This window comes from Arthrobacter sp. NPDC056493 (assembly GCF_042795115.1).
Classification (GTDB): Bacteria; Actinomycetota; Actinomycetes; order Actinomycetales; family Micrococcaceae; genus Arthrobacter.
On record NZ_JBHTSL010000021.1, the window covers coordinates 36,778 to 62,065 of the forward strand.

General features: G+C 66.2%; 18 protein-coding genes and 1 tRNA gene. 7 read left to right on the forward strand and 12 right to left on the reverse strand.

The features are described from left to right. Positions 1-15 precede the first annotated feature (15 nt). The 7 genes from ACFQ50_RS10960 to ilvD all read right to left on the reverse strand — a co-directional run bounded on the left by ACFQ50_RS10960 (position 16) and on the right by ilvD (position 11,123). On the reverse strand, positions 16-771 hold the full coding sequence (locus ACFQ50_RS10960; RefSeq protein ID WP_377995553.1) for an ABC transporter ATP-binding protein: 756 nt from the start codon (positions 769-771) through the stop codon (positions 16-18). Further along, positions 768-3,563, reverse strand: a complete 2,796-nt coding sequence (locus tag ACFQ50_RS10965) for an ABC transporter permease (protein WP_377995554.1) — start codon at positions 3,561-3,563, stop codon at positions 768-770. The genes ACFQ50_RS10960 and ACFQ50_RS10965 overlap by 4 nt, the downstream gene beginning before the upstream one ends. A 230-nt stretch (positions 3,564-3,793) precedes the next feature. Continuing rightward, positions 3,794-5,383 carry a phosphoglycerate dehydrogenase gene (gene serA / locus ACFQ50_RS10970; protein WP_377995555.1) on the reverse strand — a complete coding sequence of 530 codons (1,590 nt, stop codon included), beginning with the start codon at positions 5,381-5,383 and terminating at the stop codon, positions 3,794-3,796. A 116-nt stretch (positions 5,384-5,499) separates the two neighbouring features. Next, positions 5,500-6,525 carry a ketol-acid reductoisomerase gene (gene ilvC / locus ACFQ50_RS10975; protein ID WP_377995556.1) on the reverse strand — a complete coding sequence of 342 codons (1,026 nt, stop codon included), beginning with the start codon at positions 6,523-6,525 and terminating at the stop codon, positions 5,500-5,502. Positions 6,526-6,607: 82 nt separating this feature from the next. After that, complete coding sequence (gene ilvN / locus ACFQ50_RS10980; protein ID WP_003801493.1) at positions 6,608-7,120, reverse strand: acetolactate synthase small subunit; 513 nt, start codon at positions 7,118-7,120, stop codon at positions 6,608-6,610. A gap of 2 nt (positions 7,121-7,122) precedes the next feature. Next, the gene (locus ACFQ50_RS10985) at positions 7,123-9,024 is read right to left on the reverse strand and encodes an acetolactate synthase large subunit (protein ID WP_377995557.1); all 1,902 of its coding nucleotides are present in this window, start codon (positions 9,022-9,024) and stop codon (positions 7,123-7,125) included. A gap of 377 nt (positions 9,025-9,401) precedes the next feature. Continuing rightward, positions 9,402-11,123 carry a dihydroxy-acid dehydratase gene (ilvD, locus tag ACFQ50_RS10990; protein ID WP_377995558.1) on the reverse strand — a complete coding sequence of 574 codons (1,722 nt, stop codon included), beginning with the start codon at positions 11,121-11,123 and terminating at the stop codon, positions 9,402-9,404. Positions 11,124-11,347: 224 nt separating this feature from the next. On the opposite strand from ilvD, the gene ACFQ50_RS10995 reads away from it, so the two are divergent. The 3 genes from ACFQ50_RS10995 to ACFQ50_RS11005 all read left to right on the forward strand — a co-directional run bounded on the left by ACFQ50_RS10995 (position 11,348) and on the right by ACFQ50_RS11005 (position 13,833). After that, positions 11,348-12,379 carry a hypothetical protein gene (locus ACFQ50_RS10995; protein ID WP_377995559.1) on the forward strand — a complete coding sequence of 344 codons (1,032 nt, stop codon included), beginning with the start codon at positions 11,348-11,350 and terminating at the stop codon, positions 12,377-12,379. 84 nt (positions 12,380-12,463) lie between these two features. After that, positions 12,464-13,642 carry a PQQ-dependent sugar dehydrogenase gene (locus ACFQ50_RS11000; RefSeq protein WP_377995575.1) on the forward strand — a complete coding sequence of 393 codons (1,179 nt, stop codon included), beginning with the start codon at positions 12,464-12,466 and terminating at the stop codon, positions 13,640-13,642. Between the two features lie 115 nt (positions 13,643-13,757). After that, positions 13,758-13,833: transfer RNA gene (locus ACFQ50_RS11005), tRNA-Lys, on the forward strand. A 66-nt stretch (positions 13,834-13,899) separates the two neighbouring features. Here ACFQ50_RS11005 and ACFQ50_RS11010 read toward each other — a convergent pair. After that, positions 13,900-14,940 carry a LacI family DNA-binding transcriptional regulator gene (locus ACFQ50_RS11010; protein WP_377995560.1) on the reverse strand — a complete coding sequence of 347 codons (1,041 nt, stop codon included), beginning with the start codon at positions 14,938-14,940 and terminating at the stop codon, positions 13,900-13,902. A 132-nt stretch (positions 14,941-15,072) separates the two neighbouring features. Between ACFQ50_RS11010 and ACFQ50_RS11015 the strand changes: the two genes are divergently transcribed. Further along, positions 15,073-16,257 (forward strand): Gfo/Idh/MocA family protein, encoded by a 1,185-nt coding sequence (locus tag ACFQ50_RS11015; protein WP_377995561.1) that lies wholly within the window; start codon positions 15,073-15,075, stop codon positions 16,255-16,257. Positions 16,258-16,259: 2 nt separating this feature from the next. After that, positions 16,260-17,273, forward strand: a complete 1,014-nt coding sequence (locus tag ACFQ50_RS11020; RefSeq protein WP_377995562.1) for a Gfo/Idh/MocA family oxidoreductase — start codon at positions 16,260-16,262, stop codon at positions 17,271-17,273. A gap of 22 nt (positions 17,274-17,295) precedes the next feature. Here ACFQ50_RS11020 and ACFQ50_RS11025 read toward each other — a convergent pair whose 3' ends face one another. Beyond that, positions 17,296-18,591, reverse strand: a complete 1,296-nt coding sequence (locus ACFQ50_RS11025) for an alpha/beta hydrolase (RefSeq protein WP_377995563.1) — start codon at positions 18,589-18,591, stop codon at positions 17,296-17,298. A gap of 149 nt (positions 18,592-18,740) precedes the next feature. On the opposite strand from ACFQ50_RS11025, the gene ACFQ50_RS11030 reads away from it, so the two are divergent. Further along, positions 18,741-20,051, forward strand: coding sequence for an alpha/beta hydrolase-fold protein (locus tag ACFQ50_RS11030; protein ID WP_377995564.1), 1,311 nt, complete (start codon positions 18,741-18,743; stop codon positions 20,049-20,051). Further along, a complete protein-coding gene (locus tag ACFQ50_RS11035; protein WP_377995565.1) occupies positions 20,048-22,600 on the forward strand; it encodes a bifunctional lysylphosphatidylglycerol flippase/synthetase MprF in 2,553 nt (850 codons plus the stop codon). The genes ACFQ50_RS11030 and ACFQ50_RS11035 overlap by 4 nt, the downstream gene beginning before the upstream one ends. A gap of 33 nt (positions 22,601-22,633) precedes the next feature. Here ACFQ50_RS11035 and ACFQ50_RS11040 read toward each other — a convergent pair whose 3' ends face one another. From ACFQ50_RS11040 to ACFQ50_RS11050, 3 genes are all read right to left on the reverse strand, one after another. Next, entirely contained in the window at positions 22,634-23,158 is a 525-nt protein-coding gene (locus ACFQ50_RS11040) for a DoxX family membrane protein (protein ID WP_377995566.1), read from the reverse strand. Between the two features lie 140 nt (positions 23,159-23,298). Beyond that, positions 23,299-24,333: a Gfo/Idh/MocA family oxidoreductase gene (locus ACFQ50_RS11045; RefSeq protein ID WP_377995567.1), complete on the reverse strand. Its 1,035-nt coding sequence runs from the start codon at positions 24,331-24,333 to the stop codon at positions 23,299-23,301. A 22-nt stretch (positions 24,334-24,355) separates the two neighbouring features. Beyond that, positions 24,356-25,282 carry an ATP-binding cassette domain-containing protein gene (locus tag ACFQ50_RS11050; RefSeq protein ID WP_377995568.1) on the reverse strand — a complete coding sequence of 309 codons (927 nt, stop codon included), beginning with the start codon at positions 25,280-25,282 and terminating at the stop codon, positions 24,356-24,358. Positions 25,283-25,288: the final 6 nt, after the last annotated feature.

Sequence of the window (25,288 nt, forward strand, 5' to 3'; positions counted from 1 at the left end):
TGCGAAGGAATGGATCTAGATCAGTTCGGTCAGCGTATCGCTCAGCCGGACCAGTTCGTGGTCATGTGACGCCACGAGGACTGCGATGCCGTCGGACGTTGTGTCCTTGAGGATGCTGATGATGCGGTTGGCGGAGGCCCGGTCCAGGCTCGCCGTAGGCTCATCCACCACCAGGACGCGGGTGCCCAGGATCAGGGCGCGGGCGATGGCGACGCGCTGCCGTTCACCGCCGGAGAGCTGCTCGGGACGGTGCCGCATGCGGCGGCCCAGGCCCACGAGGTCCAGCAGGTCCTTGGCCATCTCGCGCCGCTGCTCCACCTCGCCGTCCGGCACCGCCGGGAGGAGGACGTTTTCGAGCGCGCTCATGCCGTCGATCAGGGCGCCGCCCTGGTCAACATAGCCGATCAGGGCTCGGCGCCGGTCGGCGATCTCGTCGTCGGACATGGTTTCGAGGGAATCACCCTCCCACATCACCCGGCCCGACGTCGGCAGGGTCAGGCCCGCTCCGACGGTCAGGATGCTGGTCTTGCCCGAGCCGCTGCGGCCGGCCACACAGTGCATCTCCCCGGCGTTCAGGGTGAGGTCGAAGCCTTCCACGACGCTGACGGCGTCGGACCCGTTCTTGCCACCGCCGTAGCGGATGGTGATGTTGCTTAGCTCCAGCGGGGTGGCGTGATCGGCTTCCTTGACAATGGTGTTGGCCCGGGTCTGGACCGGGGTTTCAGCCTCTTTGTTCCCGCGCACGCGGCGAAGGTTCAGGTCGTTACTCATTTGACCACTTTCGTTGCAATCGGAATCCAGCAGAGAACAGCGACAAGCCCGGCCACTGCGGCCCACAGCGCTGCGTAGGGGGCAAGAACAAGGCCGATGCCCAGGGCGCCGAGGATACCCAGCGGGACGGCAACCGCACCCACCAGGGCGTTTTCGAAGAAGCGGACCTGGCCCAGCATGTCGGGGTTCCAGCCCATTGCCTGCAGCGTCCCGAGGTACCGGCGCTTGGCCTTCAGCTCGAAGCGCCCGGTCACCAGCGTGAGCAGAAGTCCCACTGCCACGCCGGACAGGCCAAGGACGATGCTCGGCAGGGCCACGCTGGCGGCAGCCAGGCCGCTGAGGGCACTGGCGCCGGCGGCACGCGGAATGTCGATCAGCAGGGCGATCAGGCCGCCAACCGCCGAGCCGAACACACCTACGGCTACCGCCAGCGAAATGGCGTTGAAGCGGTGTGTGCTCAGCTGCCGGTTCGCGAACGTCAGCGGAGAGTCGACGGCGATGAGCTTCTCGTCGTGCTGCGGCTCCTGGTTGATTTCCTCGCGGTGGCGCAACTGCTGGGCGGCAAAGAAGGCCGCGCCGAGGTAGAGGGCCAGCACGGACGCCGAGACGATGGCGGTGGCGATGTTCCAGCTCAGGAGGCTCAGCACGATGCCGGCCACGGCCAGCAGTCCGGCACCTACAGCAAACTCCTCCAGCACCCACGAGCGGATGCGGCGCTGGGTCCAGCCCATGGCGCGCAGCGTGCCGGCTTCGCTGCGGCGCAGCCGCACGTAGCTGACAGTCGAGGCGCCGGTCAGCAGCGCGGCGCCGCAGAGGGTAAGGAACAGCAAGGTGAGGTTCGTCGCCGTCAGCGAGCCGGCCACGGCGTCGGCGGCGTTCTGCCTGACCCACGACTGCTGGACCGTTCCGAGCGCTGACTCCTTGCCGGCGTCGTCCTTGGAGTAGCCGGGAACGAAGATGTTGGCGTCCTCGCGGGCGGAGCCGGCCACAACGGTGGCTTCGAGTCCCATGTCCCGGATCTCGGCGGCGAGCTTGTCCACCTCAGGCTGGACCTGCTTCCAGCTGCCGGCCGCACTGGCGCGGACGCGGACGGCGTCGATGACGGAGGCGTTCTTCTCGTAGCCGCGGGCGGCGGCCAGGCCGTAGTAGTCGGTGATGGCGCCGGCCGACTGGCTGACGAGGCCGGTGGCGCTCAGGGAGGGCTTGAGCGCGGTGCCTGAAACGTCCGTGCCCTGTGCGTCCTTGGTCAGCGTCATGGGCGTGGGATCGTAGCCGCCGAGCGGAAGCCGGTTAACGTCCCCGGCCGCGTCCTGGACGGCGGCGGGATCGAAGGTGCCGTAGACCATGGCGAGCGGGGTGGCCAGTTTCTTGCCGGTTTCGAGGTTCTCCCGGTAGGAGCGCTCGTCCACGGGGTTCCGCTGGGTCTGGTCCACGGCCTCGCCGTTTGCGCTCTTCTCCGGCAGACGGTTCACGGTGACCCACTCGCCGGGAGTGGCGGTCTTGTCCTCGGCGCCGTTGCCCGCGGTGGAGCCGGCCGTGTACTTGGGGGCGGAGGCGAAGTTGGTGCTCCAGGTTGGCGGGCTGTAGAGGCCGCGGCTGAAGCTCGCCGAGTTGCCGAGCAGCTTGGAGTAGTCCGTGGACCCGGGCCAGGACAGCGCGAAGGGCGACTTGGAGACGAAGGGCAGGTAGTCCTTGTCGAGCGAGCGCTCCGCCGTGCCGACTTCCTTGACCACGTTTCCGGAGTCGTCGATCTCTTCGATTTTCACGGAGTACTTCAGGTCAACAGCTGTGCCGGAGCGGACGATCAGCGGGATGGCCTGGGAGTCCTCGGTGAGCTGCCCGTTGCGCTTGGCCTGCTGGTACTGGGTCATGATCGGAGCCCAGTACTTGAGCTTCACGCCGAGGAAGTCAGGTCCCTCCTCGAGTTCCTTCATGCCAATGCCCGTGGTGAAGAGGCTCTCCAGGTGCTGCCCGACCGCCTCGGCGCTCCGGGCGTCCGCCGGCGGTGCCTTTTCCAGTGGCGCCAGGAAGTCACCGGCGGTGCCCAGCAGGGCACGCTCAGAGACGGGGTCGACGGCGACCACGGACTCCGTGACCTCCGGAGCCATGGGCAGGGCAACATCGAGGTTGAACAGGTTGTGCTCGGACCCGCCGGCAGGCGCCGGGAACTTGATCCCGGTCTCGCCTTCGGGGCCGGCGATCTGGATGCTGTTGCCTCCCTCGACCTGCTGCTCCACAAGCTTGCCCTTGCCGAGGGTGCCCTCGGCAGTGGACTTGAAGAGGGTGTGCTGCGAGGACCCGTCGGAGCTCGTGGCGCTGGCCGTCAGGCGGTACTTCTTGGGGGTGTCACTCAGCACGGACTGCGCGGCAGGCCACTTGCTGGGATCGGTGCCGCCCGGCTGCCCGGCCGTCGCGGTGCCGACAAGGCCCGCGTTGAAGCCCAGGTAGTCCATGGCCTCCAGGCGCGGCGTCTCGAGGTTCTGCGTCACGCGCGAGACCAGGCTGATGGGCGCGGCCACAGAGGTGCCGGACAAGTCCCGGATCTTCTGCAGCTGGTCAAAGCCGATGCCGCCCTGGCCCGTGGCAATCTCGGGCTGCATGAGCGTACCGTCCGATCCCGCCTTGGCCTGGACCAGGATGTCGTAGAGCCCGCGCGAGTTCTGGTCCACGGTCCGGTTCAGCGCTGCCTGCGACTGGGTCTGGACGAGGACTGACAGGCACATGGCGAAGATCAGAATGGCAGCGGTCAGCAGCAGCACTTTGCTTCTGATGAACCTCTGGACGGCGTTCATTGGGCTCCCTGAAACCTGGATTGCGTGCGCACGCCACGATGACCGAAAAATGTGGGGTGTCCCTTGCGGGCGTGCAAAAAGTATTGGCCGGCCTGCCGGCTGGATCCTTAAATTCGAACCTAGCCATTGTACGCAGACCGGCCAATCATACTTGGCCGGGGTGAACTCCAGGGGACGTGGAGTTCACCCCGCGTTGGGGACCTGGCCGTTGCCGGCCGGTATTCGCCGGACTAGTCCTCGAGGTCCACTTCGCGCACCATCTCGGCACCGATGCCGGCCTTGATGGCGTCCAGCACCTGCTGCGGGACGGAGCTGTCGATGGTGAGCAGCGCCAGGACCTGGCCGCCCTCCGCGTTCCGTGCCACCTGCATGCCGCCGATGTTGATGTTGTTCATGCCCAGGATGTGGCCGATGGTGCCGATGACGCCCGGGCGGTCCGCGTAGGAGACCACCACGAGGTGCTCACTGATGGGGATCTCGACGTCGTAACCGTTCACGCCGACGAGCTTCTGCACCTGCTTGGGGCCCGTCAGGGTGCCGGCCACGGAAATCTGTGCGCCGTCGCTCAGGGCACCGCGCAGTGTCAGGACGTTGCGGTAGTCCTCGGCCTCGGGGGTGGTGATGAGGCGGACGTTGATGCCGCGCTGCTCGGCGATCACGGGGGCGTTGACGTAGGACACCTGCTCGGTGACGACGTCGGCGAAGATCCCCTTGAGGGCGGCGAGCTCCAGGACCTTGACGTCAAGCGCAGCGATTTCGCCGGCAACCTCGACGTCGATCTGGGTCACCGAGGCGTGCGTCAGGGCCGTGAAGATGCGGCCCAGCTTCTCGATCAGCGGGATGCCCGGGCGGACGTCGGGGGCGATCACGCCGCCGGCGACGTTGACCGCGTCCGGAACCAGTTCCCCGGCAAGGGCAAGTCGGACGGACTTCGCGACGGAGACGCCTGCTTTTTCCTGTGCCTCGTCCGTTGATGCACCCAGGTGCGGGGTGACCACAACATTGTCCAGTTTGAAGAACGGCAGGTCGGTGCTCGGCTCCTGGACGAAGACGTCCACGGCGGCGCCGGCGATCTGGCGGTCCTGCAGCGCGGTGTAGAGGGCTTCCTCGTCCACGAGGCCGCCGCGGGCCACGTTGATCACATAGGCCGTTTCCTTCATTTTCCTGAAGGCGTCAGCGCCGAGCATGCCGACCGTTTCCGGCGTCTTGGGCATGTGGATGGTGATGAAGTCGGACTGCGCGAGCAGTTCGTCGAGGGTGACGAGCTTCACGCCGAGCTGGGCGGCGCGGGCCGAGGTGATGTAGGGGTCGAACGCGAGGATCTCGGTGTCGAAGCCCTGCAGGCGGGCGGCCACCAGGGCGCCGATGCGGCCCAGGCCGATGATGCCGATCTTCTTCTCGAAGAGTTCGATGCCGGTGTACTTGGAGCGCTTCCACTCGCCGTCCTTCAGGGCGGCGCTGGCCTGCGGGATGTGGCGGGCCAGGCTCAGGATGTGGCCGACGGTCAGTTCCGCGGCGGACACGATGTTCGACGTCGGGGCGTTGACCACCATGACACCGGCCTGGGTGGCGGCCTTGATGTCCACGTTGTCCAGGCCGACGCCGGCACGGGCGATGACCTTCAGGTTCTTCGCGGCGGCAATCGCCTCGGCGTCCACCTTCGTGGCGGAGCGGACCAGGATGGCGTCAACGTCCTCGATGGCAGAGAGCAGCTGGGAACGATCGGCGCCGTCGGTCTGGCGGATTTCAAAGTCCGGGCCAAGGGCCTCGATGGTGGCGGGCGAAAGTTCTTCGGCAAGCAATACTACGGGTTTTGACACAGCTGATCCTCTGCGTTGAAGTCCTGGGGGTAAATAAAGTCTAGGCGTACGGAAAGGCCGGGCTCACATTGTTAAGTGTGAACCCGGCCTCACTGTCGCGCTGGAAGGGCGCAGCCTTAGCGGGCTGCAGAGCCTTCGACGTAGTCCTGGTCCTGCTGCTGCCAGGAGAACAGGGAGCGCAGTTCGCGGCCGACAGCCTCGATCGGGTGCGACTCTGCCTTGGCGCGCAGCTCCTTGAATTCGGCGCCGCCGTTGTCCTGGTCATCGATGAAGCGCTTTGCGAACGCGCCGGACTGGATGTCGGCGAGGACAGCCTTCATGTTTTCCTTCACCTCGGGGGTGATGACGCGGGGGCCGGAGACGTAGTCGCCGTACTCGGCCGTGTCCGAAACGCTCCAGCGCTGCTTGGCGATGCCGCCTTCCCACATGAGGTCAACGATGAGCTTGAGCTCGTGCAGCACCTCGAAGTAGGCGATCTGCGGCTGGTAGCCAGCCTCGGTCAGGGTCTCGAAGCCGTACTGGACCAGCTGGGATACGCCGCCGCACAGAACAGACTGCTCGCCGAAGAGGTCGGTTTCGGTCTCTTCCGTGAAGGTGGTCTTGATGACGCCGGCGCGGGTGCCGCCAATGGCCTTCGCGTAGGACTTGGCCAGCTCCCAGGCGGAGCCCGAGGCGTCCTGCTCAACGGCAATGATGTCCGGGATGCCGCGGCCGGCTTCGAACTCGCGGCGCACGGTGTGGCCCGGAGCCTTCGGGGCAACCAGGATGACGTCAACGCCCTCCGGGGCCTCGATGTAGCCGAAGCGGATGTTGAAGCCGTGGGCGAAGGCCAGGGCCTTGCCGGGGGTCAGCTTGTCCTTGATGGAGTCGGTGAAGATCGAGCGCTGGTGCTGGTCCGGCGCCAGGATCATGATGACGTCGGCCCATTCGGCGGCGTCGGCAACGTTCTTGACCGTGAAGCCTGCGTCCTCGGCCTTGGCGATCGACTTCGAGCCTTCCTTGAGCGCGATGACAACCTCGACGCCGGAATCGCGCAGGTTCTGTGCGTGGGCGTGGCCCTGGGAGCCGTAGCCGACAATGGCAACCTTGCGGCCCTGGATGATCGACAGGTCTGCGTCGTCGTCGTAAAACATTTCAGTCACTTGCGTAACTCCTCTTGAGTGGATTTCTTGTAGATAGGTGTGGTGCTTGCTTGCGGGCCGAACGCTCTGCCAGGGCGATGCCCTAGGCGGAGCGCAGGGCCCGATCACTCATGGAGCGGGATCCCCGTCCAACGGCCAAGGTGCCGGACTGCACAATTTCGCGGATACCGAAGGGCTCCAGCACTGAAAGCAGTGCCGTGAGCTTTTCGGGATGGCCAGTTGCTTCAATGACCACCGAGTCTGTAGAGACGTCGACCACTGAAGCACGGAACAGGTCTGCAGCCTGGGTCACCTGCAGACGAGTTGCGGCATCCGCACGTACCTTGACCAGGATGTGGTCGCGCTGTACGGAAGATTCGGAAGTCAGTTCAACAATCTTGATCACGTTGACCAGCTTGTTCAACTGCTTGGTGACCTGTTCAATCAGGTCACCGTCGGCGTCGACGACGACGGTCATCCGGGATATGCCCGGAACTTCCGTCGGGCCAACGGCCAGGGAGTTGATGTTAAAGGCGCGGCGGGCGAAAAGGCTGGCCACGCGGGTCAGCACACCGGGCTTGTCTTCGACCAGAACGGACAGTGTGTGGCGGCTCATGATCAGTCCTCCTCTTCCCATTCCGGGGTCATGTTGCGGGCAACCTGGATCTGGTCGTTGCTGACCCCGGCGGGCACCATCGGCCACACCATGGAGTCGGGGCTGACCACGAAGTCGATGACCACGGGGCGGTCATTGATTTCCAGTGCCTTCTGGATTGTTGCGTCGATGTCCTCGTCCCGCTCGCACCGGAAGGATGCGCAGCCGTAGGCCTCGCCGAGCTTGACGAAGTCCGGGATGCGGATGGTCTCATGGCCGGTGTTCAGGTCCGTGTTGGAATAGCGGCCCTCGTAGAAGAGGGTCTGCCACTGGCGCACCATGCCCAGCGAGGAGTTGTTGATGACAGCAACCTTGATGGGGATCTTGTTGATGGCGCAGGTGGCCAGTTCCTGGTTGGTCATCTGGAAGCAGCCGTCGCCGTCGATGGCCCAGACCACGCGGTCCGGTTCCCCCACCTTGGCGCCCATGGCGGCCGGAACGGCGTAGCCCATGGTGCCGGCGCCGCCGGAGTTCAGCCAGGCGTGCGGGCGCTCGTACTTGATGAACTGGGCTGCCCACATCTGGTGCTGGCCCACACCGGCAACGTAGATGCCTTCCGGACCGGTCAGGGCACCAATGCGCTCGATGACGCGCTGCGGGGCGGTGAGGCCGTCTTCGGGTTCGGTCCAGCCCAGCGGGTAGGTGTCCTTCAGGTTGTTAAGGAACGCCCACCAGTTGGCCAGGTCCGGAGTGCCGGACGTTTCGAACTGCGTCCGGACGGCTTCGGTCAGCTCCGGAATGATCTCCTTGACGGAGCCGACGATGGGCACATCAGCCGTGCGGTTCTTGGAAATCTCAGCCGGGTCGATGTCCGCGTGGATGACCTTGGCGTTGGGGGCGAAGGTCTTCAGGACACCGGTGACGCGGTCGTCGAAGCGCGCGCCGAGGGTGACCAGCAGGTCCGCCTGCTGCAGGGCGGTCACGGCCGACACCGTGCCGTGCATGCCGGGCATGCCAACGTGCTGCGGGTGTGAATCCGGGAAGACGCCGCGGGCCATGAGGGTGGTCACCACGGGGGCGCCGGTCAGCTCGGCCAGCTCGCGCAGTTCCGCCGAGGCGTGGGCCTTGACTACGCCGCCGCCCACGTACAGCACAGGCTTGCTGGCGGCAGCGATCAGCTTCGCCGCCTCGCGGACCTGCTTGTTGTGGCCGCGGACCACCGGACGGTAGCCCGGCAGGTCGATCTTCGGCGGCCAGGAGAACGTCATCTGTCCCACCTGCGCGTCCTTGGCGATGTCCACGAGGACAGGGCCGGGGCGGCCGGTGGAGGCGAGGTGGAAGGCCTCGGCCATGACGTGCGGGATGTCGTTGGGGTCCGTCACCAGGAACGAGTGCTTGGTGATGGGCATGGTGATGCCCACGATGTCGGCTTCCTGAAAGGCATCGGTGCCGATCACGCCGCTGGAGACCTGGCCGGTGATGGCCACGAGCGGAACGGAATCCATGTGCGCATCCATGATGGCGGTGACGAGGTTGGTGGCGCCCGGGCCCGAGGTGGCGATGCAGACGCCCACCCGCCCGGTGACCATGGCATAGCCTTGCGCGGCGTGGCCGGCTCCCTGTTCGTGACGGACCAGAACGTGGTTCATTTTGGAGGCCATCAAGGGGTCGTAGGTGGGCAGGATCGCGCCACCGGGCAAACCGAAAATATCGTCGACGCCGAGTTCTTCGAGCGAGCGGACAATTGCTTGTGAGCCGGTCATCACCGTCGGGGGTACGACGTTGTTCGGCCCAAGGACAGGAGAGGCGGCTGCAGCAGTGTCGACGCCGGCCTCGGCCGGCTTGTCGACGCGTTCCGAAGCCTTGGCGGCTCCAGCGGACTTTGAAGCCATCAGCGAGGGGCTGATGGGCGATCCTTTGCTCATCGAACTCTTCCTTAGTGGATCTTGAAGTGGTGTGGTGCTTTTGAAAACTGAACGTTCCATCCCGCCCGGAAAATAAAAAAACCCCTCAGCCTGGCGGCTTTTCGAGGGGTTGCGCGTGACAGTTCGTTACCAGTCGGGCTATGGAGCCACGCGCTTGGTAAGTACGACGACGGCGCCGACGGTAACGAATGCGATCATGCGTTCAGTTTTCCCTCTGGTGAGATACGTGTCAACGAAGCGACCCGTCATCTCACCATGTGGACATCATTGTCCAACGGTTGGCCGCGTCACCCAACTGACTCACATTTGATGTCGTTTTCAGGGTTCATTACGACATCTAATGCTAGTCAGTTGGGTTCAGCCGCCGGTGCAGGCTGCTACCCGCAGTATGCGCCCGTGCTGGCGCTGTGAACCAGCTTGGCGTACTTGGCAAGCACGCCCTTGGTGTACCTGGCCGGGAGCGGCGCCCAGCCTTCCCTGCGGGCCTCGAGTTCTGCGTCATCAACGAGCAGGTCGAAGGTGCGTGCTGCAATGTCCACGCGGATCCGGTCGCCGTCCTTGACGAAGGCGATGGGACCGCCGTCGGCCGCTTCCGGGGCGACGTGGCCGATGCACAGGCCGGTGGTTCCGCCGGAGAAGCGGCCATCGGTGAGCAGCAGGACATCCTTGCCCAGGCCCGCACCCTTGATGGCACCGGTAATGGCAAGCATCTCGCGCATGCCCGGACCGCCCTTGGGTCCTTCGTAGCGGATCACCACGACGTCGCCCTTCTGGATCTTGCCGTTGTCCAGCGCGTCCAGGGCGCCCTGTTCGCGCTCGAACACGCGGGCGCTGCCTTCGAAGACGTCGGCGTCGAAGCCGGCGCTCTTCACCACGGCACCTTCGGGGGCGAGGGAGCCGTGCAGGATGGTGATGCCGCCGGTCTTGTGGATCGGGTTGTCCAGGGCGCGGAGGATCTTGCCGTCGACGTCCGGCGGGTTGATGGCCGCCAGGTTTTCCGCGACCGTCTTGCCCGTGACGGTGAGGCAGTCGCCATGGAGCAGGCCGGCGTCGAGCAGAGCCTTCATGATCACCGGCACGCCGCCGATCTTGTCGACGTCGGTCATGACGTAGCGGCCGAACGGCTTCAGGTCGCCCAGGTGCGGGATCTTGTCGCCGATGCGGTTGAAGTCATCCAGCGTCAGCTCGACTTCAGCTTCGCGGGCGATGGCCAGCAGGTGCAGGACTGCGTTGGTGGATCCGCCGAAGGCCATGGTGACGGCGATGGCGTTCTCGAACGCCTTTTTGGTCATGATGTCGCGGGCCGTGATGCCGTGGCGGAGCAGGTTCACCACTGCCTCGCCGGACTTGCGGGCGAATTCATCACGACGGCGGTCTGCCGAGGGCGGAGCCGCGGAGCCGGGCAGGGACATGCCCAGGGCCTCACCGATGCAGGCCATGGTGTTCGCGGTGTACATGCCGCCGCAGGCGCCTTCGCCGGGACAGATGGCCTTCTCGATGCGGGTGAGGTCCTCCATGCTCATCTTGCCGGCGGCGCACGCACCGACGGCTTCGAAGGCGTCAATCAGGGTGACTTCCTTTTCGGAGCCGTCCTCCAGCTTGACCCAGCCGGGCATGATTGAGCCGGCGTACAGGAAGACGCTGGCCAGGTCCAGGCGGGCCGCTGCCATCAGCATGCCCGGGAGGGACTTGTCGCAGCCGGCCAGGAGCACGGAGCCGTCAATGCGCTCCGCCTGCATCACGGTCTCGACGGAGTCGGCGATGACTTCGCGGGAGACCAGGGAGAAGTGCATGCCCTCGTGCCCCATGGAGATGCCGTCGGAAACGGAGATGGTGCCGAACTGCATCGGGAATCCGCCGCCGGCGTGAACACCTTCCTTGGCGCCCTGGGCCAGCCGGTTCAGGGACAGGTTGCAGGGAGTGATTTCGTTCCAGGAGCTCGCGACGCCGATCTGGGGCTTGGCGAAGTCGTCATCGCCCATGCCGACGGCCCGGAACATGCCACGTGCCGGAGCCGCGTGAATGCCGTCCGTGACAACCCGGCTCCGGGGCTTGATGTCAGGCTTGCTGGCCGTTTCGCTCAGGGTGTCCTCACTCATGGGTCAAAGTCTATGACCCCCGCGGACCGCCGACGACCGGAAGCGGCTGCTTTTGCCCAATTTCCGGAAAAATCCGATCAAATAGTGGACTTGCGTCTCACATTCTGGAACGCAGCCCCTTCGCGCGCCCTCCCCCGCTGGCCTCGACAAGCCTAGACAGCCCTATTGACACCGACGTACCGTCAAGCAACGGCAACCTCGTGTGACGGATGGAAGGCTTTGCTATGGAGTGGATTATCTGGGTCATTGTCATCGTATTGGTCATCGCTATCGTCTGGTGGTGGCTGAGCCGGAGCTCGCGGGGAACGGCAGCAGGCGCGGCCCGGAACGAGCAAGTGGTTTCCGGTGCCGGAACTGCATCCGCAGCTTCAGCCAGAGCGGAAGAGACGCCGCTGGCCGCCTCTGCCGCCGCAGCGGCGGCGGGACCGCCGTCGAACGCTACCCGGACCGTGCCGGAAACAGGCCGCCTGGCTCAGCCGGACGCAGGTCCGGCAGCCGCGGAAGCCGCGCCGCTGGCGGGCCAGCCTGCCCCCGCGTCCATGCGCCCGGAGCCTGAGGACGTGGAGCCGGACATCGAATCCTGGGAGGCCGCCACTGCCCGTCCTTCCTCGGCGCGGTCCGCGGGAGGCGACGTTGACGACTGGGACGACGACGGCGACAAAGCCGAATGGGAAGCCGAGTGGTCGGATGCCGGCAGCGCAGAAACAGGCAGCACAGAAACTGGCAGTGCCGAGTCAGGGAGTTCCACCCAGCAGGCTCCGGTTCAGGCCGCGACTCCGGCGCATCACGCCGAGTACACGGACCCGCACGCCCCCACCCTGCCGGGCGCGGAATCTGCCGCGGCCGAATCCCTGGACGCTGAGGCTGAAACCCAGCAGCGGATCCAGTCCTCCGCTGCCACCGAAGCCGGAGCCAGCCACGAGGCCACGCCCCATTACCGCGAACCCCAGGCCCATCACCTGGAACAGGGCTTCGGCGCGGAACGGGGTTTCGGCGAACAGCCTATCCCCCACAAACAGACCTCCGGCGAAGGCGCGGAACCCGCGGCGGAGCACCCGTACGGCGAGGGTTCGGCAGCGCCGGCAGCAGACGGCAGTGCCCCGGAGGGATACGCCGTCAAGGGCGATGTCAGCGCCATGACCTATTACGACGAGGACAGCGCCGGCTACGAGGACGCGCGGGCGGAAGTCTGGTTCCTTTCCCAGGCGCACGCCGAGGCTGCGGGGTTCCGGGCGCCGCGCCGGTCCCGGCGCTGACGCCACGCGGCGGCGCCAGACTGCGGACGGAGTAAGCGCATGGCACGCATTCACCCCGAACAGCCCGCAACGGCGGCCGCCGCCATGCCCCCGGCAGGGCCCGTCCTCTCGTTTTCCGCCCTGGCGCTGTCACTGTCCCTCACGTTGACTCTTTCCGGCTGCACGGGCGACGGCGGTCCGCCTCCCGCGGGCAGCACGGGCCCCACGGCCAGCGGGGCAACTGCGACATCCGCCCCGGGCACCGGCACCCAGGGGACGGGCACCCCGGGCACCGGTGCGGCTCCCACCTCTGCGCGGGCACCGGAAGTGCGGAGCAGGATCGAGGGACTGCAGATTCCGTGGTCGACGGTGTTCCTGCCGGACGGCACGGCGGTCATCTCGGAACGCGATTCCGCCCTGCTCAAATCGGTGACGGACGGCAAGGTTGGCACCATCGGGGCCGTTCCCGGCGTCGTTCCTGGCGGTGAGGGCGGGCTGCTGGGCCTGGCGTTGTCGCCCGACTTTGCCTCTGACCACTATCTCTACGCCTACTTCACCGCGGCCGACGACAACCGGATTGCCCGCATGCGCCTGGAACGTACCGGGGCGGCCGGCGAAGTGAACCTCCGGCTGGGTGGGCCGGAGGTGATTTTCTCTGGCATGTCCAAGGCATCCACCCACAACGGCGGCAGGCTCCGCTTCGGCCCGGACGGGTTCCTTTACGTCGGCACGGGAGACTCGCAGCGCCGGGAGCAGCCGCAGGACCGGAACGCCCTGGGCGGCAAAATACTGCGGCTCACCAAGGACGGGGCCCCCGCGCCCGGCAATCCCTTCCCGAACAACCCCGTCTACAGCCTCGGCCACCGGAACGTCCAGGGCCTCGCGTGGGACGGCCAGGGCCGGCTCTGGGCCAGCGAATTCGGTCCCGACGTCAATGACGAACTCAACCTGATCCGGCCCGGCGGAAACTATGGGTGGCCGGAAGTCACAGGAGCACCCCACCGCGACGGCTTCATCGACGCCAAGGTTGTCTGGCCATCCACTGCAGACTCCTCGCCAAGCGGACTCGAAATTGTTGGCAGCACGGCCTACCTCGGCGCACTGAGGGGCCAGCGGATCTGGGCAGTCCCGCTTGACGGCGAGAATGCCGGCACTCCTGTGGGGTACTTCACACGGGAGTTCGGCCGGATCAGGAACGTTTCGTTGGCTCCAAACGGGGACTTGTGGGCCCTCAGCAACAACGAAAACCCTGATTTCGCGCTGATTTTGCGGCTTCCACGCTAGGTGGCACGTTCCGCCCACCCCGATTTCACACTGGCGCAAACTTCGTGTAGAGTTTCATGTCGTTGCGGAGGTCAACGCGGGAAACAACAGCCCACGGATGAACAAAACAACAGATGCACCTCTAGCTCAATTGGCAGAGCAATTGACTCTTAATCAATGGGTTCCGGGTTCAAGTCCCGGGGGGTGCACCAACCGAAGCCCCGCCTTCAGGCCACAAACCTGAGGCGGGGCTTCGTCGTCCCCGGGGCTTCTTAGCCTCAGGCTCCCCCGCCGCCCGGCACATTGCCGGAGGAACCCCTGACCTGCAACTCGCTGCTGACCAGATGCTTCCGGCCCGGCAGGTCAGGATTGCCCAGCCGCTCCAGGATGAACTTGCCGGCCTGGACCCCCACGGCAAGATTGCCGTTGTCCACGGACGTCAGTGACAGGTGGCGGATGCGGGCCAGATACGTGTTGTCGTAGCCCACCAGGGAAATGCCGCCCGGAACCGTCACGCCCGCGTCCGCCGCGGCGGACAGCACGCCAATGCAGGCAATGTCGTTGAAGGCGAAAATCGCCGTTGGCGGGGTGGTGGCGGCCAGCAGCGTCCGGGCCGCGCTGTAGCCGCTTTCCTCACTCATGCCGCCCGCCACTGTGTGCGGTTCCAGGCCGGCCACCCGCATCGCCTCCTCGTAACCCGCCCGCCGCAGGCGCCCGATCTCGTCTGGGCCCTGGAGATGGGCGATGCGCCTGTGTCCGAGCGCAATGAGATGCTCGGTGGCCTTCCTGGCACCCGCGGCGTCGTCGTTGACCACAACATCCACGCCCGGCAGCTGCGGGTCAAGGGTGCCCGCCAGCACCACGGGAACCGCGGCGGAGGCGACCCTGATCGCGGCGGACTCCGTGGTGGTTCCCACCACCACCAGGCCGTCGATCCGCTGCTCCAGGAGCGCTTCCACCGACGGGCGGCCGATCCTGCGGTCCGTGTAGGAGTCGGCCAGGACGGGCGAAACGCCAGCGGCATGCAGGGTGGCGGAGAGACCTTCCAGGAGCTCGATGAACCAGGGGTTCCGGAGATCGTTGAGCAGGACACCAACGGTCCCCGTGCGCGGCATCGAGAGCCCGCGGGCAAGCTTATTGGGCCGGTAACCCAGCTCTTCCATCGCCTCAAGCACGGCCCGCCGTCGTGCTTCACTGACGTTCCCGGAACCCTGCAGAACCAGTGAGACAAGCGACTTGGACACCCCTGCCCGCTCTGCCACATCCCGGATCGTTGGCTTGGCCACGGGCAGGCCGCCGCTGGGGAACGATGGGTTCACGGTGCTCCTCTTCGGGTCATGGCAGCTCGGTCCTGCCGGTCCGGTACCAGCCTAAGGGGTTGACGAACCAAGCTCCTTCCCATCATTATGGACCGGTCCAAGAAAATTCCAAAAAATCAAAAGAGGATCCTCATGAGTGAACCGCACGCACGCCGGCTGGTGGCAGGAATGGTTGGAGGCGGCGCAGGCGCGGACATCGGCAAGACGCACCGCCGCGCGATGCGCCTGGACGGCGAGTTCGACCTCCGCGCCGGCGTCTTCGGCCGCGACCAGGGCCGCTCGGCTGCCCTGGCGTACCAGCTCGGCATCCCGGCGGACCGGCACTACGCGGACTACCGCGAGATGGCGGAACAGGAATCGGGCCGGGAGGACGGCGTCGACGTGGTGGTTGTTGCCACGCCAAACGACAGCCACTTCGAGATCGCCAGCGCTTTTCTGGAGGCCGGCATCTCCGTGGTGTGTGAAAAGCCTCTGACCCGGGATTCAGTGACCGCTGCGGAGCTGGTGCGGATCGCGGCCCATAACGGCGCGGTGCTGGCGGTTCCGCACTGCTACTCCGCCTACGCCATGGTTCGCCACGCGGCCCGCATGGTCCGGGACGGACGGCTGGGAACCATTACGTTCGCGGACGTGGAACACGCCTCGGGCTGGGCAGCTACTCCCCTGGAGCAAGGCGGCCACAAGCAGGCCACCTGGCGGACCGACCCGGACATCGCGGGTTTCCCCAGCGTGATCGGGGACCTCGGCACGCATGGCTTCCATCTTCTTCGCTACATCACCGGGCTTGAGGCGGAGAGGGTGTCCGGCCGGCTGCGGACCGTGGTTCCGGGCAGGCGGGTCTTCGACCACGCGACCGTGGAACTGCAGCTCACCGGTGAAGTCCCGGGCCGGCTATGGGCCAGCATGGCCGCCGCCGGGCACAACCACGGCCTGCGAATCCGGGTCTTCGGCACGCAGGGAAACCTCGAATGGCAGCATGAGGACCCGCATCACCTGACGGTCCAGGACCTCGATGGAACCACCACGGTGCTGACGGAAGGGCTCAGCACACTGTCTGAGGACGCCTCCCGGCTCACCAGGGTAGGGCTGGGCCATCCGGAGGGATTCCTCGAAGCTTTTGCCAACTTCTACCGCGACCTGGCCGCCGAGCTTCGCGCCCGCCGGGACGGCACCCTGCCGGAGACCCGGGAACTGTCGTTCCCCACGGGCCACGACGGCCTGGTGGGCGTCAGGTTCGTCGAGGCGGTCGCCGCATCACACGCCCGGGATGCAGCCTGGGTGACCCCGGTGGGTGCCGCGGAGAAGGTAGGAGTCTGACCATGCAGCGCTTCGCACTCCTCGGCGCAGGCTTCATCGGCTCCGTCCACGCCGCCAACCTCGCAGCCCATCCGGATGTTGATTTTGAGCTGGTCTTCGATGTTGACCAGGACCGCGCGAAGGCCCTGGCTCTCCAGCATGGCGCCAGCGCTGCCACGGACCTGGCAGAGGTGTTCGACTCCGCTGCCATCGACGCGGTGTTCATCGCCTCCTCCACCGATACCCACGCCGCGCACCTGCGCCGTGCCGCCGAGGCAGGCCTGGCAGTACTGTGCGAAAAACCCATCGACCTCGACCTCGGACAGGCCCGGGAGACTGCAGCCTTCGCCGCCAGGCACGCGGTGCCGGTCATGGTGGACTTCAACCGGCGCTTTGACCGTGACTACGCCGAGCTCAAACGGATAGTGGATGCCGGGGAAATTGGAGCCGTGGAGCTCATCCAGCTCACCAGCCGCGGCCCGGCCATGCCGCCGCTGCCCTACATCGCCACCTCCGGCGGCCAGATGCGCGACCAGACCGTGCACTTCTTCGATCTGGTCCGCTGGCTGACAGGAACTGACCCCGTTGAGGTCTTCGCCACGGGATCGGCCCTCGCCGAGCCTCGGCTGGCCGAATACGGCGATGTGGATACCTCCGTGGTGTCACTCCGGCTTCCCGGCGGCGCGCTGGTCCAGATCGACTGCGCCCGCCGCACCGGTTACGGGTATGACGAGCGGATCGAAATCATGGGATCCGAGGGCATGGCCGAGGCCGGCCGGCACCGTACCGGTGCGGTGTCGCGCTACTACTCAGGGAAGGTGGTGGCCGACGGCATGCACCCCGGCTGGTTCGAGCGGGTGCAGCCTACCTATGCCGCCGCGCTGGGCCACTTTGTGGCCGAGCTGGAGAACGGAACAGCGGCCGACGGCGGTTCAGCTGTCACGCCGTCACTCGAGGACGGCCTGAAGGCACAGGCCATCGCTGAAGCGGCGACGCTGTCCCTGCGCACAGGCAGGAGCGAAGCCATCCAGTACTGACACAGCGGGCTTACCGTCGGCGTCAGCCTGACGCGACGGGGCCGGCAGCGAGCCCGAACCGCGGAAAAAGGAGCGGCAGTCCCGTTCTCACACCGAAGTCAAGGGCATCCCCGCGGTGCCCCACACCGTTGCCCACAAAGCTCCGGGTCCTCATCCCGGCTGCCTTGGCGTCCTGCTCGGCCACCGCCGCCTGGGGTCCGTACACACGGTCCAGGGATCCGCTCGTAAAGATGGCGAGTTCATCCGGATACCTCCGGGCCTTCATGATGTTGGCGGGCTCCTCCGCGGCGAAGGCCGCACGGTTGCCCTTGAAGATGACGCTCACCGTGTGCGCCTCGGTGCCGTTGAGCGGCTTCAGCTCGCCGGATATGTCGAGAATAGTGCCGAACAGATCAGGACGCTTGGCGCCAAAGGACAGCGCGCATTCGCCGCCGTTTGAGTAGCCGCCCACCGCCCACTCCGTCCGGCGCGGATCCACGTTCAGGTTCTTGCGGATGTAGCCCACCACGTCTTGGGTGACGTAGGTGTAGACCTTGCCCATGCCGGAGTCGACGCAGACTGGATTGCTGAAGGGGTTGCCGAGCTGGTCAATGGTCAGCGTGATCGGGGCCAGGCCATGGTGCTGCCGGGCCAGCGCATCGAGTTCCCTGACCGACGATTTGTCCTGTTCCGGTCCGCCGGGCTGGCCCATCATCATGACGAGGACGGGCAGTTCCGGCGGGTTGGGGACCAGCGCGGCAGGCGGCAGGTACAGGTGGGCGTCCCGCGCATGGAAACCCGAGGCAGTGGCGGGAATGGTCACGGCGCCGCTCCGGCCCGACGCCGGCATCCCGGTGGGCGCCTTCCAGGTCATCCACAGCGGCTGCCGGGATACCGGCTTTGGGTCCAGCTTCGGCAGCGCGAGGTGGGTGGTGGTGTTGAGGTCCAGGAGGGCGCCGAGTGTGGTGTTCAGACCGTAAGCGGCATTGATGCCCAGTGTCGCCGTCGAAACAAAGAGCGCAGCGGACGCCACGGCGGCAATCCTGCGCCACCAGCGTGTGCGCCAAAGGTTGGCCAGTGCCAGGGCAACGCCAGCAAAGGCGGCCACGACCCAGGCGCGGGTGTCCGTGTCCAGGGGCAAACCGAAGATGTTGAGCCATGCCTCGCAGATGAGGAGAGTGATAACCCCGGCTGCGGCCCCGCCGGCAACCGCCAGGCCCGCAGTGCGGAGCCGCGAAAGCCCCGGCCTGGCCAGGAGGTACAGCACGGCAAGAATGCTTGCCGCATCAAAGGTGTGCAACAGGGGTCTTTGAAGAATATTGAGGTCCAACAGCTGCATCCCGGCTCCTTGTCCGCCCCCAAGGGCAGGGTAAGGCCGCAGCCTTACAGCTCCCTGAATGCTTTCTGGGCACCGGCTTGGACCCCCAGCAAAGCTTCAGGATAGGGGGCTATGGTGTACCCGCTTGCACAGCAAACTGGAGGATTCTGTTGTCGACGTGGCTGTATTCCATCAGTCTCCTGGAGGGCTGGTTCCCCAGCACCCTGTGGGTGCTCAGCGCCATCTCGCTTGGATTCCTGCTCCTCCGCAGGCGCCGGCGCTGGTGGATTTTCGCGGCGGTAACCCTGGGCGCTTCAGTGGCAGCCTGCTTTGGCCTGGCATGGCTGCTGGTCCATGCGTTCTATGTTTGGCCGGAGGACCTTCCCCCGGAGGTTGTCGCCTGGACCGGGCTTGGCGTCTTCGCCACCGCGGCCGCCGTCGGGAATATGGTCCGGAGCGGTCTTCTGCGCACCCTGGCTGCACCGGTCGCCGCCCTCATCGTCCTGAGCCTGTGCGGATTGCAGATCAACGCCTACTTTGGTTTCATGCCGACCGTAGGGACCCTGCTCGGGAAGTCCTCGTCCACGCTGCTGCCCCTGGAATCAGCGCTGGAAAAGCACGGCGACGCCGCATCCTTCGAAACCTCACCGGTCTACGGGCGCTGGCACAAGCCGCTGAACCTGGCCGCATCCGGCGTCATGCGCCATGCCGAAATCCCCGGGACCGTGTCGGGCTTTCACGGCCGCCACGCGCACATCTATCTGCCGCCCGCCTATCTGGTCAAAAACCGGCCAAAGCTTCCGGTCCTGGTTCTTGTCGGCAGCCAGCCAGGCTGGCCGGGAGTGTGGGCTCTCAGCGGGAATCTGGTCCAGATGATGAATCAGTTCGCCGAGGCGCACCGTGGGCTGGCACCGGTGGTGGTCATCCCGGATCCGAACGGCACCGAGGACGGCAACACCATGTGCATGGACACCACCCTCGCCAAAACCGACACCTATATGAGCGTGGACGTGCCCGACTGGATCAAGCACAACCTCGACGTCGACTCCGACCCGCGTCACTGGGCGGTGGGCGGCTTCTCCTTCGGCGGCACCTGCGCCGTTCAGATGGCCACCCGCCATCCCGGGGTTTACCCGAACTTCATGAGTTTCGCCGGCGAGCGCGAGCCTGCCCTCGCCGTCTCCCGGCAGGAGACTGCAGACCTGGCATTTGCGGGAAACCTCGCTGCGTTCACGGCAGAGGTTCCCCTGACCCTGCTTTCCCAGCGGCACTACCCGGACAGCTACGGTTTCTTCGCGGCAGGCGGCGATGACAGCGAATTCCGGGACAACGCCGTCGTTCTGTCGGCAGCCGCCGTGAAAGCCGGGATGCACGTCAGGACTGCCATCATTCCGGATGCGGGACACTCATGGAAAGTGGTCCTGGATTCGATGCAGCAGGCATTGAATTTCCTGGCAAAGCCGATGGGGCTGGTCCCGTGAGCGATACCCTGCCCGGCCGGGCCCCGAGGCTACTGGCCTTCGGGCGCCTGCTCGTCAGGATTCCACTCGCTTCGTGCCTCACCATCACAATGTGGACGGCCGCTGTCGCGACGCATGCAGTGACTGCCGGTCCCCCGGCCGGAATCCGGCCGGCGGTGGCGCCGAGCCTGTTCGCTGCCGGCCAGGGCGACTTCCGGGCCCTGTTCCTCTCCATTTTCTTCACCGGGAACCTGGCATCCTACGTGCTGGCGAGCATCGTCATCCTCGCCGCCATCGGGTTCGCCGAATCCACGATGGGCACCTGGCGGGCGGCGGCAGCCTTCCTCGGCGGCCATCTTGGGGCCCTGGTGCTGTACTTCGCCGTGGTCCAGGCGGGCTCCGCACTCGGCAGCGACTGGCTGGCCAGCATGAAGCACGCGGGCGTCCTGGGTCCCTATGCGGGCGCGCTCGCTGCGGCGATGGCCGCCAGTCCGCTTGTCAGTGCGCTGTGGCGACGGCGCCTGCGTTCCGTGGCCATCGCCGTGACGCTGATGCTTCTCCTGTACGTCGGGCACCCGCAGTCACTCGACGGGTTCCTGGGCCTGCTCTGCGGGCTGGCACTGGGCCAGTTCATGCACCGCCACACGGCGCGGGCCTCCCGGCTCTCAGCCCATTTCACCCGGTCGTCCAGCAGGGAAACCAGGGCCCTGCTGTCCATGACCGTGGCTGTCTTCGCGGCCGGCCCGGCAATGGCGGCCCTGGCACAGGCCCCCTCGGGTCCGCTGGCGGTGCTCCGGGACCTCATCGTTAATCCGATTCCCACCATCGGCCAGCTCCAGGCCAATTGCCCGGCGGCAATCGACCTCAGCTGCGCGGAGGTGATCCACAGTCCCGGGCTCAACGGGCCGGGCGGCGTCGCCTTGTCGCTGGTACCGTTCCTGATGCTTCTTGTGTGCGCGGAAGGCCTCCGCCGGGGAAACCGGTTGGCACTGTGGCTGACTATCGGCGTGCACCTGGTGATCGCCGTTCTCTCCGCCCTGCATCTGCAGCTCTTCTCGCTTTTTGGCACCTACATGCGTACCGGCGGCCGGATCCTCTCCGTGGACTCAGCGATCGTCGAAGTGCTGCCGGTGGTGCTGGTCCCGTTCGTCATCGCAGCGCTGCTGTTCGTCAGCCGGCGGCACTTCATCGTCGACCCTGATCCCGTGCTGCGGCACCGCACGCTGATCCTGCTCCCGTCCCTGTTCGCGGTGTTTGTCCTGGGATACGTGATCGCCTGGTTTGCCGAGGACAACTATCACCGCCGCGCCGGGCTGCTGGCGCTGGTCACCACGCTTCCCCGGATGTTCCTGCCGTACCCGTTTTCCTTCCGCTATTCCGTGTCGGTCTATCCGCACGGTTTCTTCTCCACCCTGCTCTTCAGCTTTGGCGGCGCCGCCTTCTGGCTGGTGGCCATGATCAGCGTCCTCGGACTCTTCCTCAGCCGCAGGCTCAGGGATGCACGCCGGGAGACCGACCAGTCGCTGGCCAAGGAACTCGTCCGGGTGGGCGGCGGATCGTTGTCGTGGATGGCCCTGTGGCCCAATAACCGCTATTGGTTCAACGACGCCGGGACGGCGGGGATCGCGTACCAGGTCCACTTCAATGTTGCCGTCACCGTGGGCGGCCCCTTCGGGAAACCCGGGGACGCGTATGCGGCCACCGAAGAGTTCACCCGCTTTTGCGCGGCCCATTCCCTGGCACCGTGTTGGTATTCCATCGCCGATGACCAGTGGGAGCACCTGGCGAAGCTGGGCTACCGGCGGGTCGCCGTTGCCGAGGAGACACTGCTGCCCATCCGTGAAATCGAATTCAAGGGTAAGGAGTGGCAAAACGTCCGCACCGCGATCAACAAGGCGCGGAAGCTGGGAATCGCTGTGCTCTGGTCAACGTACAGCGAACTGGCCGGCAGCCTGCGGGCGCAGGTCCACGAGATTTCGGAAGCCTGGGTGGCGGACAAGGCCCTGCCGGAAATGGGGTTCACCCTGGGCAGCCTGGAAGAACTGAAGGACGACGACGTTCTCCTGTGCCTGGCCGTGGACACGGAGGGCACAGTGCACGGCGTGACCAGCTGGCTCCCCGTGTTCGGGCGCGGACGCGTCGTCAGCCGGACCCTTGACTTCATGCGGCGGAGCCGTGAGTCCTTTCCGGGCGTCATGGAGTTTCTGATCGCCTCGGCCGTCCTTCACTTCAAGGAGACCCTGGACGTAATTTCGCTCTCCGGCTCGCCCCTCGTCAACTCCGGCCAGGCCAGCCCAAGTCCCGCGGCCGGAGCGGCCGCGGCAGTTGCCGCAGAGGGGGACGCCCTGGGCAGGTTCCTGAACCTGCTGGGCAGCGGTCTCGAGCCCGTCTACGGGTTCCGGTCGCTGGCAGCGTTTAAGGCACGGTTCCGGCCCCGGCACCGGACGCTGTACATGATGTACCAGGACCCGCTCTGGCTGCCGCGGATCGGACGCGCCGTCACAGAGGCGTATATGCCCAACATCTCCCTCCGGCAGACGGCGAAGCTGGTGCGCGAAATCGTGGGCTAGGACCCCGCACCCCGCCTATTCAGACGGCCACCCCTATTCCTGCACCGACGCCTGCGCAGGTGCTGTCAGCGGCTGCGCCGGGCCCCGGTTCCTTGACCTGGCAGGACAATGGGCGATTAGGGCCAAGGTCGCGCCGATGAGGACGAGGTTCTTCATGACAAACTCGCCGTCCGCGGTCAGGAGCAGGGGGTCGCCTTGGGTAAACATCAGCCCGGGCAGCATCACGAAGGTCAGGAAGGTTCCGCAGAGGTGCGCCGCCAGGACCGGAAGCGCCAGGCGGAGCGCAATCCCGGTGACGACCAATACGCCCAGCAGCACCTCAACTCCACCGAGAACAGTCACCACCACGTGCGGGTCAGCCCAGGGAAGTGTGCCGGCAACCATGCCCGCCACCGGCGATACTCCTGCCACTTTCAGCGCCCCGAACCACATGAACACGACGCCCAGCAAGAAACGCAGCGACGGCATCGCCGCCAGGCGCAGCACCTGGACAAGACGTGCTTCGGCAGCACCCCCAAAACGCACCAGCAGCCCGCCCCCGCGCAGCAAAGTTTTCATCGTGTTTCCTCCCTGACGATGGGGACAGCCGCCTCCCCGCTTATTGGATGCAGGGAGGCTACGGGGGGGCCCTTGTGTTTTCCTTTGGCACGCGGGCATGGGGCGGGTCCCCGCAGGCGCCGGGCCGGGCTCTGTCCGCGTCAGCCCGCCGTCTGGAGCGCGACGCGCTCCGGTTCACCGGACAGCAGCGATGCCTGGGCGGCGTCGGCCACCATGGACGCTGCGACTGCGTCCTCCGGTGTGCACGGGTTCTCCCGCTGCCCCAGCACCAGTTCCACAAAGGCCGCCATCTCGGCCCGGTACGCCGTGTGGAACCGCTCGGCGAACGTCCTGTGCGGCGGTCCCGCGGGGAAGCCCACCCCCGGTTCGGCGGAGGTCATCGCCATCTGCTCATCCATCCCCACCATGACGGATCCGGCGGATCCCTGGAGTTCCAGCCGGACGTCGTGTCCTGCCCCGTTGTAGCGGGTGGCCGAGACCGTTCCGACGCTGCCGTCGTCGAACGTCACCACTGCCAGCGCGGTGTCGACGTCGCCGACTGCGCCGATGGCGGGGTCACCATTGTTGGACCCCTTGGCGAATACCTCCACGATCTCCTTGCCGGTGAGCCACCGGAGGATGTCGAAGTCGTGAACGGAGCAGTCGCGGAAAAGCCCGCCGGACGTCGCGAGGAACTCCACCGGCGGCGGTGTCATGTCGCAGGTAACCGCCCTGACCGTGTGGAGCCATCCCAGCTCCCCGGCGTCGAAAGCGCGCTTGGCTTCCAGGTAGCCCGGATCGAACCGGCGCTGGTGGCCGATCTGGACGGTGCCGCCCGCGGCCCGGATATGGTCGAGCACGGGCAATGACTCCTCGACGTTGACCGCGACCGGCTTTTCGCAGAACACCGGGATTCCGGCGTCCACGCCTGCCCTGATCAGGTCAGGGTGCGTGGCGGTCCCCGTGGCGATGACCAGCCCGTCGATGCCGGAGGCAAGCAGGGCTTCAACGGAGGGAAGGAACCCGGCACCGATTCCGCCGGCCAGTGAGCGGGCATGCTCTGCGGCAACGTCGGTCAGCTGCAGGCGGACCGAGGTGCCCCGCGGCACCAAAAGCTCATTCAGTCCGGTGATGTTCCGGGCGTGCATGGCGCCGATCCGGCCCACGCCCACGAGTCCAAGGGTTACTTCCTTCATGCTGCTCCTTCTCACGGCTCCCCTACTCCGACGCCCGGCCGGCGTCGGCCACGGAGTCAGCCACGCCGGCGACTTCGGCCTGGACTTCCTTGAGGGCGGCGGTGTGGCCGCCGAGCTGTTCGAGTTCGTGGGCGAGCTCGGCCAGTTCCGCGCCGCCGGCCATCTGGGCGGTGAGTTCTTCGAGGGTGATGTCCTTTTTCTCGTAGTAGCCGATCGAGCGGCCACGCTTGAGCAGCAGGAACCGGTCCCCCACCGGGAACGCGTGGTGCGGGTTGTGGGTAATGAAGATGACCCCGAGCCCGCGGTCCCTCGCCTGCAGGATGTACCGGAGGACCACGCCGGACTGCTTGACGCCAAGAGCTGCGGTGGGTTCGTCCAGGATCAGCACCTTAGCCCCGAAATACACGGCCCGGGCGATCGCCACGCACTGGCGTTCACCGCCGGAAAGCTGCCCGATGGGCTGTTCCACATCGCGCAGGTCGATGCCCATGTCCGCCAGTTCCTTTTTCGTGATGTCCTTCATCCGCTGCACGTCCATCCGGCGGAACGGCCCGGACCCGACGGTCAGCTCTGAGCCGAGGAAGAAGTTCCGCCAGATCGGCATCAGCGCCACTACCGCCAGGTCCTGGTACACGGCGGCGATCCCGGCGTCCAGGGCCTCACGCGGGGAACCGAGCTTGCGTTCCTCGCCCATGATCCTGAACGTGCCCTCGTCATGCTGGTGCAGGCCGGCGATGATCTTGATCAGCGTGGACTTGCCCGCACCGTTGTCGCCCAGCACGCAGGTCACCCGGCCGTTGTCCACCGCCATCGTCACCTCGGTCAGCGCGATGATGTTCCCGTAGTGCTTGCCCACGTTCTCCAGCGAGAGCAGGTGCACCGGGGTGTGGGTCAGCGGGTCTTTTTCGTCCTTCAGCAGCATCTGCTGGTCAATCTGGTGTGCATTCATTCTCTT

What these genes read in the sequence shown, in the direction of transcription:
- ACFQ50_RS11015 (WP_377995561.1), top strand. Translation starts at nt 15,073, where the DNA reads ATGAGTGAACCGCACGCACGCCGGCTGGTGGCAGGAATGGTTGGAGGC.
- ACFQ50_RS11040 (WP_377995566.1), bottom strand. Translation starts at nt 23,158, where the DNA reads ATGAAAACTTTGCTGCGCGGGGGCGGGCTGCTGGTGCGTTTTGGGGGT.
- ACFQ50_RS11050 (WP_377995568.1), bottom strand. Translation starts at nt 25,282, where the DNA reads ATGAATGCACACCAGATTGACCAGCAGATGCTGCTGAAGGACGAAAAA.
- ACFQ50_RS10995 (WP_377995559.1), top strand. Translation starts at nt 11,348, where the DNA reads ATGGAGTGGATTATCTGGGTCATTGTCATCGTATTGGTCATCGCTATC.
- ACFQ50_RS10965 (WP_377995554.1), bottom strand. Translation starts at nt 3,563, where the DNA reads ATGAACGCCGTCCAGAGGTTCATCAGAAGCAAAGTGCTGCTGCTGACC.
- ilvD (WP_377995558.1), bottom strand. Translation starts at nt 11,123, where the DNA reads ATGAGTGAGGACACCCTGAGCGAAACGGCCAGCAAGCCTGACATCAAG.
- ilvN (WP_003801493.1), bottom strand. Translation starts at nt 7,120, where the DNA reads ATGAGCCGCCACACACTGTCCGTTCTGGTCGAAGACAAGCCCGGTGTG.
- ACFQ50_RS11045 (WP_377995567.1), bottom strand. Translation starts at nt 24,333, where the DNA reads ATGAAGGAAGTAACCCTTGGACTCGTGGGCGTGGGCCGGATCGGCGCC.
- ACFQ50_RS10960 (WP_377995553.1), bottom strand. Translation starts at nt 771, where the DNA reads ATGAGTAACGACCTGAACCTTCGCCGCGTGCGCGGGAACAAAGAGGCT.
- ACFQ50_RS10985 (WP_377995557.1), bottom strand. Translation starts at nt 9,024, where the DNA reads ATGAGCAAAGGATCGCCCATCAGCCCCTCGCTGATGGCTTCAAAGTCC.
- ACFQ50_RS11000 (WP_377995575.1), top strand. Translation starts at nt 12,464, where the DNA reads ATGCCCCCGGCAGGGCCCGTCCTCTCGTTTTCCGCCCTGGCGCTGTCA.
- ACFQ50_RS11020 (WP_377995562.1), top strand. Translation starts at nt 16,260, where the DNA reads ATGCAGCGCTTCGCACTCCTCGGCGCAGGCTTCATCGGCTCCGTCCAC.
- ACFQ50_RS11025 (WP_377995563.1), bottom strand. Translation starts at nt 18,591, where the DNA reads ATGCAGCTGTTGGACCTCAATATTCTTCAAAGACCCCTGTTGCACACC.